The following is an 11725-nucleotide window of genomic DNA, read 5'->3' as shown; positions in this document are numbered from 1 at the left end:
AAACCATGAAAGATTTACTGAACATCGTATCTAAATTCAAAGTACAAGGCACTGTAAGCGAAATCAAACCACTCGGCGCCGGACTGATTAACGACACTTATAAGGTAAACACTACCGAAACAGATGCTCCCGACTATGTGTTGCAACGTATCAACCACGCCATTTTCCAGAATGTGGAAATGCTTCAGGACAACATCGCTGCTGTAACCGGACACATCCGCAAAAAACTGACGGAAGCCGGAGAAACAGATATTGACCGCAAGGTACTGACTTTCCTCCCGACAGAAGAAGGCAAAACATACTGGTTCGACGGTGACAGCTACTGGCGTGTGATGGTATTCATCCCCCGTGCCAAAACTTATGAAACAGTAAACCCGGAATATTCATATTATGCCGGAGCTGCTTTCGGTAACTTCCAGGCAATGCTGGCTGACATCCCGACAACACTGGGTGAGACTATCCCCGATTTCCATAACATGGAATTCCGCCTGAAGCAACTTCGTGAAGCTGTAGCAGCCAATGCAGCCGGACGAGTAACTGAAGTACAGTATTATCTGGACGAAATAGAGAAACGTGCAGACGAAATGTGCAAGGCCGAACGCCTGTATCGTGAAGGCAAACTGCCGAAACGCGTATGCCACTGCGATACGAAAGTGAACAATATGATGTTCGACGAAGATGGCAAAGTGCTTTGTGTAATCGACCTCGATACAGTAATGCCAAGCTTTATCTTCTCTGACTACGGTGATTTCCTGCGTACAGGAGCCAATACCGGAGACGAAGACGATAAAAACCTGGATAATGTCAACTTCAACATGGAGATATTCAAAGCATTCACCAAGGGATATCTGGAAGGAGCCGGTTCATTCCTCACTCCGATCGAGATTGAGAATCTGCCTTATGCAGCAGCTCTCTTCCCTTATATGCAATGTGTACGCTTCCTGGCAGACTACATCAACGGAGACACTTATTACAAGATTAAGTATCCCGAACATAATCTGGTTCGTACAAAAGCACAATTCAAGCTATTGCAAAGCGTAGAAGAACATACTCCCGAAATGGAGGCATACATCAAAGAGTGTCTGGGATAAACTTCCCACCTTTCCAGGTGTAAACAATTGAACGGCGGAGAAACGGTTTCAGTTTTTCCGCCGTTTCTTTTTCCATATACTCCGGAGTAGTCAGAGTAAAAGTCAACGTCTCATCCTCTTTAGAAAGCTCCGCCTTCATCAAAGTCATATCGGCTTGCAGACGGGCATCGATAAAATCGTAATCAGTAGAGTCGGAAGAAGTAAAGAAATTATCTATATGAGGTTCTGAAGGCAGAAACCCATCGGCAGGAAGTTCTTTCCAATCGGTGGTATAGAAGCGGATATGACTGTCGCATGCCGGAGCACAAACTGTAGAAACAGCACAGACCACTTTTACACTATCGTTCAGCGGTAACAGTTTCATCTGCCAACTGCTCGCATCAGACATTTTAAGAGATATATAATCGGGACCTAATTCCGTCATTTCCGACTTACCCCCGAAACGGTTGGTCACCTGGGCCTTCATCTTACTTTCGATGAAATCGATACAATCTGCACGGTTCACCGATGTCAGCAACGGACACAGTGAGTCAGGTATATTCACGAACACCGTTTTGGCCTCCTGCGCTTTGACAGCAAAGGAAGAAAAAATACCCAGAATAAATACCAGGAGGGTAAGAGTAGAATTTTTCATATCTGATAATCTTGTTTCTTTACGTTCTTATTTAGTTCCCAAATATAGGAATATCATTCCGATTAACACCAGAATAAGGTCAATCGCCTTGCTTTTTAAATTCTTTTCACGGAACATCATAGCACCGAAAAGGAAAGATACGATGACGCTTCCTCTCCGAACCATCGAGACAATCGAAATCATCGAATCTTCGTAACTCAATGCATAGAAGTAAACAAAGTCCGCAGCGCAGAGGAAAATGGAAATAAAGATGATGGCCCAGTCCCAGCGGAAGGGTGTGGACGACTTACGTTTGGGCCACCAGAGCAAGGCAAGGATAGGACACATGATGAACACCTGATAGACATTATACCACGACTGTACCACCATCGGGGGCAACTGCTTCATCAGATACTTATCATACAATCCGCTTACCGCACCTGCTACGGCTGCCAACACAATAAAAAGAATCCACTTGTTATGTTTAAAGTCAATCCCTTCTTTCTTCCCCGAACGGCTTAGCATAAAGAAAGAAACTACAGCCAGCAACACACCGATCCACTGATAGAGATTCAGACGCTCGCCAAAAACCAGCATGGCTCCCACAAGCACCATTACAGGGCGGGTTGCATTAATGGGACCTACAATCGTAATAGGCAAATGTTTCATCCCGAAATAGCCAAGTATCCACGAAGAAAGTACGATAAAAGACTTGATAATGATAAATTTGTGTACTTCCCACCCGACGACGGGAACATCGAACATAGTACCCTCCAGCACTCCGGGGACAAATGCCGACAACAAGATGAAAGGCAGGAATATAAGACTGGAAAAGAGCGTATTGAGAAACAAGACAGGCAGAACCGCATTGTCCTTTAACGACTTCTTTTTAAACACATCATAGAAGCCCAGCAAGGTCGCTGAAAGAAAAGCAAGGAGTAACCACATAACAGAGTTTATTTAAAAAGAACTCATTCAAATATATCTTGAGGATATTCTACATTCACCAGGAAAAGCGCATTGCCGGGAGCAGAGGTTCCGGCTTTACAACGGTCTTGTTGCTCGATTATTCTACGGAAGCCATCTACCGACAACTTACCTCTGCCTACTTCCAATAAAGTACCGACGATGGCACGCACCATGTTGCGCAGGAAACGGTCCGCCTGAATGGTAAACACCCAGGTATATTCATCCTCCTGTGTCCATTCGGCATGCATAATCTTGCAGATGTTGGTCTTTACATCCGTATGCAATTTACTGAAACTGGTAAAATCCGTATAATGAAACAAGGTCAGAGCGGCCTCATTCATCTTCTGAAAGTCGAGCGGATTGTGTATCCGGTAACGATACTGGCGATTAAAAGGATACTTTACGGTAGTGATATAATATTTATAAGTACGGGCTGTCGCATCAAACCGCGCATGTGCGTCCGGCCTTACCCGGCAAACTTTATAGACTGAAATATCCTGAGGTAAAAGACGATTCAACTTCTCGGCTACCTTATCCGTATCCAGCACCTCTCCTTCGTAATCGAAGTGAGCAACCATCAGCGAAGCATGTACCCCGGCATCTGTCCGTCCCGCCCCAATCACTTCCGTATCTTTCCGTAAAAAAGTGGCAAGTGCCTTCATCAGGCATTCCTGTATACTGATACCGTTAGGCTGAATCTGCCATCCATGATAATGGGTGCCATCATAGGCCAAATAAATAAAATATCTTTGCACGCTCATTCCGTTCACTTGGTTTTTGCGTGCAAAGATACTGCTTTAATTGATAAGTAGGGATTGATACTTATCAATAATTAATTGCTTTACTTGATCCACACATTGATTATCTCACCGATATACATCTTGTGCAAAGGTTTATCCTTCCATTCTCCTTTCAATTCCGGACTATCAAAAGCACCGGAAGCAATCGGCTGGGAGAGCATTTTTTTGCATTCTATAATCATCCATGCTTCCGAGAAAGCTTTACTGCCCGAAGGAGTAGTGAGAGGAGTCAGTCCGGCGCCTTTCACCTTATCAGTATCACCTCCACTATGGCTTCCACAATATTTCAGAGCATCCCGATAAGCTTCCGTATAAAAGCTGATAGTATATGTGTCATTCTTTTCCATCAACTGATAAGTATAACGCGTAGGATAAATGAAACAAAACGAAACCGGTTTATTATAAAGATATCCCAATCCGCCCCAACTTGCCGTCATCATGTTATATTTTTCTTCCGTACCGGCTGTAATCAGCATCCAGTCCTCAGAAAGCATCTTAATGATATTGCCCGGGATCTTATCCGCAGAGATGCGTTTGTAGCCTGCCATGGAACCGTCCGCAGCAGCCCCCGGAATTTCCCGGCTAAACTCTCCCGGAACAACTTTCGGTTCTTTGGCTATGAGGGGAACCAGCGCCTCCGTTCCTCCCAACGCCTTCGCTGCCTTTTCCGTCAGGTCATCAAACAGATCGATTGTTTTGATACGGAGTTTTCCATACTTGGCAACCACTTTTGTTTTGGCTTTATTCAGTCCCGCCTCATCTGTTATCCAGTCTTCGGCCTCCATTTCTTTATTGTCACCATGAAAATAAGAAATGTTGTACATCTCCATCTTGCAAGATCCATCCAGACAGTTCATCACCAATCGATATTTGATGGTAGCACGATCCAAAAAGAAACTGTTGGTTGCAGATAGTTGAAGATATTCTTCACCCAGACATGCAATCTGCCCTCTTTCCTTATCAAAATAGGCAACTCTGCCCTTTTGTCCTTTTGAAGGTGCAAAACGTTTCTCGGCCCACTTCAACAAGACATCATAAACTTGTTGTTTTGATAACCCGGGAGCCTGAATCTGTTCTGTAAAGATGACCTTTCCATTAACAACCGGCACTGCACCAGCCAAATATTTACTATTGTCTTCCTGCGCCCAAAGGAATATAGGGAAACAGATTAAAAGGGATAATAAAATTCTCTTCATACGTTTATAAGTATTTTACAGAGTCCCGACTTCACTCTGAAATCTTCACGTTTGTCACCCGTTCAAGCAAGAAACGGTTTTTATTCCAGTGGAAAGGCTTAAATTCTGTATTGGTTTTAATCACATTGTTGCGAAATATCAACCCGTCTACTGACTTTGCATAAAGAATCGGTGCGTCAAATGTATCGAATTCATTGTCCTCAATCACAATGCCTCCGTCTTTACCACCATGAAAATACTTCTGTTGATCTTTCAAATTAGGTATTTCAGGATAAATAGAGATAATTGCATTGGTAAACTGGAACATGTTGGTAAGCGCATTGATAAAACGATTGCGGCGAATGGTAACATCACGACAAGCACCTGTCTCGAACCAGCCATTGCAATCGCCACACAATAAAATAGCCGTACCGGAGGTATGATCAAACAGATTGTCTTCTACCACTGTTTTTTTAGGAGTGCTGAACAGTGTACCGCGAGCACGGTTATTGCGAATCGTATTGCCGGCAAACAGCACTTCAGGAGTCCATGTCAGGTTTTCAATCCCAAAACCACTTTTTTCATTGATAGCCGGATCAATAGGATCTTTAAAAGTAATGCTGAACTCACGGGCTCCCGATATTTCATTTTTATCATAAGGACGAATTGCAGTAATCTGGTTTTGATTGCCAATCAGCTCCATCGTTTCAGAACGTACAAACTGAACATCATCCCCCGGACATCCCCATTCGAAACCCCAGGACTGATCGTGCATATAGCGTCCTATCAACGTATGATCATCTACCCGCTTGATTACTTTCAGATAAGTTCCGTGTACATTAATGGCGTCATCCATCATTCCTTCGTACAGGCCATTCTTCGAAATAATCTTTCCCTTACATCCGGAGAAGTGAGTGGCATCTGCCTGCGTTGTGAAATAACGAGGATCATTATCGCCTTTCAGACAAACCCCGAAACCATCGAGTGTAATATCTTCGCAAAGTTGTGCCAAAAGTCCCATGCCTTCGGCATAATGCACTTTAACATTAAGCAAAGAAGTATTAATGTCATGTGACATGAAAATACCGGGAGTAGGACGTCCCCATCCACGCATGGCCACTACCGTGCCAGGCACCAGACGCGCATCTTTCCATTTCGGAGAACAGATACGGCGGGGAGCCACTTCGAAAGCTCCTTTGGTAGGACAACCGATATCACTGGTGTTGTATACGACATGTTTTGTTTTACCATCGAAAGCAATTCCCCAAGAGTATCGCATTGTCCAGCCTTCACCCAGTCCTTCAAATACAGAATCCTTACTTATACGATAATCCACCCACGATGCAGGTTCAAAAGTGATTCCTTTTTCCGGATCATTCTCTATCACTTGCACCTGAGCAATATGAGGCTGTTCAAAATCAATACTGAAGTTCTTCAGTACACAATTCTCCGAACGGAGCAAAGAAACCGGAATCATCCTTCCATAAAATACAAACTCGGAACCTTGTCCGTCAATAGTCAGGTTCTTCATATCTTCCAAGGCAATGCCCACCTTTTTGGGATTGTCCTGATCGTGATTGGATATATAATATTCGCGTACATCCGAACCGTTTTCATGGAAATTGTAGCGTCCGGCAGGAAAACGAAGTACCACTTCTTCACCATTACGGCATTCAGCTTTAATCTTAGCTATGGCCTTACGCACAACAGGTGATGCGTTTTTCTTACTATTGGCTTTCAAGCCAAACTGGGAAATGTCGTAAACACGTTCTTGTGCACAAACATCCGACACGGATAAAGAGAGCAGCAGACTCAGAGTAAAGAGTAGGATTGTCTTCATAGTTTTTTCAATTTCTGTTTAATAATTAGGGTACAAATATACATTCATTTTCCGATTCTTCCATTTTTTTGTTAGTTTACCTTTGCATATAAAAACCAAAGATGTATATTTGGGGACTATATCTATAAAATGATCCATTAAACACCTATTGCCATGAGTAGTAATATTTTCCTAACCATTGCTATTGTCACGACAGGCATTTTTGCAGTACAATTCATCCTATCCGTTTTTTTTGGTGATTTCGACGCAGATACGGACATCGACACTGATATCAGCAGTGTGGTTTCCTTTAAAGGATTGACCCACTTCGGTATCGGATTCGGTTGGTATATGTATCTGCAGCACAACACCGAAATACAGACTTACCTGACTGGATTTGTCATCGGACTGATATTTGTATTTGCCGTCTGGTTTTTATATAAGAAAGCCTACCAGCTGCAACAGACCAATCACTCGGAGAGAACAGAACAATTAGTAGGAAGAGAATGTACCATTTACTTCAAACAGAACGAAAAAAAGTATACCGTACAAGTCAGCCGGGATGGTGCCATGAGAGAAATTGATGTTATCACGGAATCAGGTAAACCCTATCAAACCGGAGATAAAGCAACGATCACCTCCTACAAGGACGGAACTTTATATATCCAATAATTAAAAACTCAAAAAAGAGAACTATGACCCAAGAAATGATGATTATGGCTGCCATACTCGTGGCGGTAATCTTAATTACATTTATCGGTATCCTTTCACGCTACCGGAAATGTAAAAGTGACGAAGTATTAGTAGTATATGGTAAGACAGGCGGAGACAAAAAGTCTGCAAAACTATATCACGGTGGTGCCGCTTTCGTATGGCCTATCGTACAGGGATATGAATTCCTGTCGATGAAACCGATGCAGATAGACTGTAAACTGACAGGAGCACTTTCCGCCCAAAATATTCGTGTGGATGTACCGACTACCATTACAGTAGCTATCAGTACGGATCCCGAAGTCATGCAAAATGCTGCCGAACGTATGCTGGGGCTGACCATGGACGATAAACAAAATCTGATAACAGATGTGGTTTACGGACAGATGCGTCTGGTTATTGCCGACATGACAATTGAGGAGTTGAACTCCGACCGTGATAAATTTCTCTCTAAAGTAAAAGATAACATTGATACAGAACTCCGCAAATTCGGTTTGTACCTGATGAATATTAACATCAGCGATATTCGCGATGCTGCCAATTATATCGTCAATTTAGGAAAAGAAGCGGAAAGTAAAGCTCAAAACGAGGCACAAGCCAATATTGAAGAACAGGAAAAACTGGGTGCTATCAAGATTGCCAACCAGATTAAAGAACGTGAAACCAAAGTGGCGGAGACTCGTAAAGATCAAGATATCGCCATTGCGGAAACCAAAAAGCTGCAAGAAATCTCCGTAGCCAATGCCGATAAAGACCGTATCTCCCAGGTAGCTATCGCCAATGCGGAAAAAGAATCGCAAGTGGCTAAAGCAGAAGCAGAAAAGAATATCCGGATAGAGCAGGCCAATACCGAAAAGGAAAGCCGCATTGCAGAGTTGAACTCCGACATGGAGATCAAACAAGCTGAAGCACAAAAGAAAGCTGCCATCGGACGAAACGAAGCACAAAAAGAAATCGCGTTGTCTAACTCCGAACTGGCCGTAACCCAAGCCAATGCCGACAAACAAGCCGGTGAAGCTGCAGCCAAATCGGAAGCAGCCGTACAGACAGCTAAAGAAATCGCTCAAAAAGAAGTGGAAGAGGCAAAAGCACGAAAAGTAGAATCATCTCTGAAAGCAGAAAAAATAGTACCGGCAGAAGTTGCCCGCCAAGAAGCTATTCTGCAAGCAGAAGCCGTAGCCGAAAAAATCACCCGTGAAGCAGAAGCCCGTGCCAAAGCAACACTGGCACAGGCAGAGGCAGAGGCAAAAGCGATTCAACTGAAACTCGAAGCAGAAGCAGAAGGTAAAAAACGCTCGTTACTGGCAGAAGCAGAAGGTTTCGAAGCCATGGTGAAAGCTGCCGAATCAAATCCGGCTATTGCTATTCAATACAAGATGGTAGATCAGTGGAAAGAAATAGCAGGCGAACAGGTAAAAGCCTTCGAACATATGAACTTAGGCAATATCACTGTATTCGACGGAGGTAATGGAGGCACAAGTAATTTCTTGAACACATTGGTAAAAACTGTCGCGCCAAGTTTAGGAGTATTGGACAAACTGCCTATCGGAGAAACGGTTAAAAACATTATTCACCCGGAAGAAAAAGACAAGAAGGAGGAAAAAGAAGATAAAAAACAGTAAACAACAATGAACGATAAACGATGAACAGGCTGCGCTACTTCTGCGAGTCTTTGTTCATCGTTTATAGTTTACCGTTTATCTCGTTGTTATATGAAAACATCCTTGTTTCAGTTCATACTTTATATAACATTTATCAGCCTTGCGAACATCACGCAACACTTCAGCCAACACTAACTTTAAGGTATCGGCACTTACATCCTGAAGAGGACGTCCCTCCTCATCTTCTACTTTCTTAAACCGCTTCCAGCTTACATCGAATGTTGTTCCGTAGAAATGACATGAGTTTTTTGACGCATTGCCATTCCGGCGACGCAAACGTTTTACATCATTCTCTGTCCGAAGCACAGATGTAACAATGATCTTATTCGGATTGAGTCCTTTGGCAGTCAATGAATCTAAAAAATTCGCTCCAATCGTATCGAGTAATGCACTGGCACGCGGTACTAAATAAGGAATGGAATGAGTAAGTGAATCCACTGCATAAAATTCATTATCAGTAATGTGAACCAGTTTTCCATCCATATTTTCCGCTTCTTCACGCGAGGCTAACGGAGTAATTCCCCAAGTATGGGCCGCTTTTAGCTGCACATCATTCAAATCCCCGAATGAACGTTTATAACTTACCACTCCCCTGATGTTACGCGGTTCGTTAAGTTTAAGAGACATATCTTTCTTTTTGCAACCTGCCAGAAAAGCCGGGGTAAAACATAAAAATACAGAAATAGTAAATAGATACCTGTAGTTGGATAAATCCATAATTAGCCTTTTTATAAGTTCCGAGGGCACAAATATACTGGAATTGTCTTTCTCAGGAAAGAGCATCGCAAATTAATTCGGCAAGAATCGGCAAAGTATGAGAACGATTCATTAAATTTGCAGTCCATTTCACAGCGTATGCGTGAACCTTTAAATTGATTCAATGATAGAAAAGCTGATAGTTCTTGAGGATATCGATCCAGTTATCTTTTATGGCGTAAACAACGCTAACATACAATTAATAAAAGCTTTGTATCCAAAGCTGCGCATTGTTGCCCGAGGCAATGTCATTAAAGTACTGGGCGACGAGGAAGAAATGTGCGCTTTCGAAGAAAACATCACCAAGCTTGAAAAATATTGCGCCGAATACAATTCACTGAAAGAAGAAGTCATTATCGACATTATAAAAGGGAATGCGCCGCAAGCCGAAAAAGCAGGCAATGTGATTGTATTCAGTGTCACGGGAAAACCCATTATTCCACGCAGCGAAAATCAATTGAAGCTGGTAGAAGGATTTGCCAAGAACGATATGGTATTTGCCATCGGACCTGCAGGTTCGGGCAAGACCTATACGGCCATAGCCTTAGCGGTTCGTGCACTGAAAAACAAAGAAATAAAGAAGATTATCCTCAGCCGCCCTGCGGTAGAAGCCGGTGAAAAGTTAGGTTTTCTGCCCGGAGATATGAAAGATAAAATAGACCCGTATCTGCAACCTCTTTATGATGCTTTGCAGGACATGATTCCAGCTGCCAAACTAAAGGAATACATGGAACTGAACATCATCCAGATTGCCCCATTAGCCTTTATGCGCGGACGTACGCTAAATGATGCAGTCGTAATCCTGGACGAGGCTCAGAATACTACCACGCAGCAAATTAAAATGTTCCTCACCCGTATGGGAATGAATACCAAGATGATCATCACCGGAGATATGACCCAGATAGACCTTCCGGCTTCACAAACATCAGGGTTGGTGCAGGCATTGCGCATTCTAAAAGGAGTCAAAGGAATCAGTTTTGTTGAACTGAATAAAAAAGACATAGTGCGCCATAAGCTGGTAGAACGGATTGTAGACGCTTACGAAAAGTTTGACAAAGAAAAGAAAACCGAACGGGAAAAGTTAAACGGCGAGCGGCTCACCATAAGCAAAGAACGGCAAAACGTTGGTAATTTGTAATTCATAATTATATAGAAGTATGAAAGCATTAACAAAAACAGATTTCAACTTTCCGGGACAGAAAAGCGTGTACCACGGAAAAGTACGTGATGTGTACAACATCAATGGCGAACAACTCGTAATGGTAGCTACCGACCGTATCTCGGCCTTTGATGTAGTATTACCCGAAGGCATCCCTTATAAAGGACAAATGCTGAATCAGATTGCAGCTAAGTTTCTGGATGCAACAACAGACATCTGTCCGAACTGGAAAGTCGCAACTCCGGATCCAATGGTTACAGTAGGAGTGCTTTGTGAAGGTTTCCCGGTAGAAATGATCGTGCGCGGTTATCTTTGCGGAAGCGCATGGCGTGCCTACAAAAGCGGTGTACGCGAAATCTGTGGTGTAAAACTTCCTGAAGGCATGAAAGAAAACCAGAAGTTCCCCGAACCCATCGTGACTCCAACCACAAAAGCAGAAATGGGACTGCACGATGAAGACATCTCCAAAGAAGAGATTCTGGCCCAGGGACTGGCTACTCCGGAAGAATATGCTACACTTGAAAAATATACATTGGCCCTGTTCAAACGTGGAACTGAAATTGCAGCAGAACGCGGTTTGATTTTGGTAGACACCAAATATGAATTTGGTAAACACAACGGTACCATCTACCTGATGGACGAAATCCACACTCCGGACTCAAGCCGTTACTTCTATGCCGACGGTTACCAGGAACGTTTCGAAAAAGGTGAAGCCCAAAAGCAACTCTCCAAAGAATTTGTGCGTGAGTGGTTAATGGAAAACGGATTCCAGGGTAAAGAAGGACAGAAAGTTCCTGAAATGACTCCTGCCATCGTAGAAAGTATCAGCGAGCGTTATATTGAATTATTCGAAAACATCACTGGTGAGAAATTCGTTAAAGAAGATACCAACAACATCGCTGAACGTATCGAGAAGAACGTAATGGCATTTCTAAAATAAGAAGCCCGAATCAGAAACGAATAAGATTCAC

General features: G+C 43.1%; 11 protein-coding genes. 5 read left to right on the top strand and 6 right to left on the bottom strand.

The genetic code is table 11. From position 1 onward, the window contains the following. The first annotated feature begins 5 nt into the window (after positions 1-5). Positions 6-1091 carry a phosphotransferase enzyme family protein gene (locus G7Y45_RS07685; protein ID WP_005810171.1) on the top strand — a complete coding sequence of 362 codons (1086 nt, stop codon included), beginning with the start codon at positions 6-8 and terminating at the stop codon, positions 1089-1091. Here G7Y45_RS07685 and G7Y45_RS07680 read toward each other — a convergent pair. From G7Y45_RS07680 to glaB, 5 genes are all read right to left on the bottom strand, one after another. Beyond that, entirely contained in the window at positions 1072-1725 is a 654-nt protein-coding gene (locus G7Y45_RS07680) for a DUF3256 family protein (protein WP_165016853.1), read from the bottom strand. The two genes, G7Y45_RS07685 and G7Y45_RS07680, sit on opposite strands and share 20 nt — an antisense overlap. Positions 1726-1752: 27 nt before the next feature. Further along, positions 1753-2652 (bottom strand): DMT family transporter, encoded by a 900-nt coding sequence (locus G7Y45_RS07675; RefSeq protein WP_005775654.1) that lies wholly within the window; start codon positions 2650-2652, stop codon positions 1753-1755. A 23-nt stretch (positions 2653-2675) separates the two neighbouring features. Then, on the bottom strand, positions 2676-3434 hold the full coding sequence (gene truA, locus G7Y45_RS07670; RefSeq protein WP_165016856.1) for a tRNA pseudouridine(38-40) synthase TruA: 759 nt from the start codon (positions 3432-3434) through the stop codon (positions 2676-2678). Positions 3435-3514: 80 nt separating this feature from the next. Further along, positions 3515-4669, bottom strand: coding sequence for a DUF4468 domain-containing protein (locus tag G7Y45_RS07665; protein ID WP_165016859.1), 1155 nt, complete (start codon positions 4667-4669; stop codon positions 3515-3517). A gap of 31 nt (positions 4670-4700) precedes the next feature. Then, complete coding sequence (gene glaB, locus G7Y45_RS07660) at positions 4701-6488, bottom strand: alpha-1,3-galactosidase (RefSeq protein ID WP_165016862.1); 1788 nt, start codon at positions 6486-6488, stop codon at positions 4701-4703. A 153-nt stretch (positions 6489-6641) separates the two neighbouring features. Between glaB and G7Y45_RS07655 the strand changes: the two genes are divergently transcribed. Continuing rightward, the gene (locus G7Y45_RS07655; protein WP_005775649.1) at positions 6642-7139 is read left to right on the top strand and encodes a hypothetical protein; all 498 of its coding nucleotides are present in this window, start codon (positions 6642-6644) and stop codon (positions 7137-7139) included. A gap of 23 nt (positions 7140-7162) precedes the next feature. Further along, complete coding sequence (locus G7Y45_RS07650) at positions 7163-8800, top strand: flotillin family protein (RefSeq protein ID WP_005810181.1); 1638 nt, start codon at positions 7163-7165, stop codon at positions 8798-8800. 75 nt (positions 8801-8875) lie between these two features. Here the strand turns inward: G7Y45_RS07650 and G7Y45_RS07645 are convergent, their stop codons facing one another. Next, positions 8876-9556 carry a DUF5715 family protein gene (locus G7Y45_RS07645; RefSeq protein WP_044300028.1) on the bottom strand — a complete coding sequence of 227 codons (681 nt, stop codon included), beginning with the start codon at positions 9554-9556 and terminating at the stop codon, positions 8876-8878. A gap of 163 nt (positions 9557-9719) precedes the next feature. Here G7Y45_RS07645 and G7Y45_RS07640 point away from each other — a divergent pair, with 163 nt between their 5' ends. Continuing rightward, the gene (locus G7Y45_RS07640) at positions 9720-10733 is read left to right on the top strand and encodes a PhoH family protein (protein ID WP_165016865.1); all 1014 of its coding nucleotides are present in this window, start codon (positions 9720-9722) and stop codon (positions 10731-10733) included. 19 nt (positions 10734-10752) lie between these two features. Beyond that, the gene (locus tag G7Y45_RS07635; RefSeq protein WP_165016868.1) at positions 10753-11694 is read left to right on the top strand and encodes a phosphoribosylaminoimidazolesuccinocarboxamide synthase; all 942 of its coding nucleotides are present in this window, start codon (positions 10753-10755) and stop codon (positions 11692-11694) included. The last annotated feature ends 31 nt before the right edge of the window (positions 11695-11725 follow it).

This window comes from Bacteroides sp. ZJ-18 (assembly GCF_011038705.2).
Classification (GTDB): domain Bacteria; phylum Bacteroidota; class Bacteroidia; order Bacteroidales; family Bacteroidaceae; genus Bacteroides; species Bacteroides hominis.
The sequence above is the reverse complement of the archived record's forward strand: the minus strand, read 5'-3'. Positions and strand labels throughout refer to the sequence as shown.

What these genes read in the sequence shown, in the direction of transcription:
- G7Y45_RS07685 (WP_005810171.1), top strand. Translation starts at nt 6, where the DNA reads ATGAAAGATTTACTGAACATCGTATCTAAATTCAAAGTACAAGGCACT.
- G7Y45_RS07680 (WP_165016853.1), bottom strand. Translation starts at nt 1,725, where the DNA reads ATGAAAAATTCTACTCTTACCCTCCTGGTATTTATTCTGGGTATTTTT.
- G7Y45_RS07675 (WP_005775654.1), bottom strand. Translation starts at nt 2,652, where the DNA reads ATGTGGTTACTCCTTGCTTTTCTTTCAGCGACCTTGCTGGGCTTCTAT.
- truA (WP_165016856.1), bottom strand. Translation starts at nt 3,434, where the DNA reads ATGAGCGTGCAAAGATATTTTATTTATTTGGCCTATGATGGCACCCAT.
- G7Y45_RS07665 (WP_165016859.1), bottom strand. Translation starts at nt 4,669, where the DNA reads ATGAAGAGAATTTTATTATCCCTTTTAATCTGTTTCCCTATATTCCTT.
- glaB (WP_165016862.1), bottom strand. Translation starts at nt 6,488, where the DNA reads ATGAAGACAATCCTACTCTTTACTCTGAGTCTGCTGCTCTCTTTATCC.
- G7Y45_RS07655 (WP_005775649.1), top strand. Translation starts at nt 6,642, where the DNA reads ATGAGTAGTAATATTTTCCTAACCATTGCTATTGTCACGACAGGCATT.
- G7Y45_RS07650 (WP_005810181.1), top strand. Translation starts at nt 7,163, where the DNA reads ATGACCCAAGAAATGATGATTATGGCTGCCATACTCGTGGCGGTAATC.
- G7Y45_RS07645 (WP_044300028.1), bottom strand. Translation starts at nt 9,556, where the DNA reads ATGGATTTATCCAACTACAGGTATCTATTTACTATTTCTGTATTTTTA.
- G7Y45_RS07640 (WP_165016865.1), top strand. Translation starts at nt 9,720, where the DNA reads ATGATAGAAAAGCTGATAGTTCTTGAGGATATCGATCCAGTTATCTTT.
- G7Y45_RS07635 (WP_165016868.1), top strand. Translation starts at nt 10,753, where the DNA reads ATGAAAGCATTAACAAAAACAGATTTCAACTTTCCGGGACAGAAAAGC.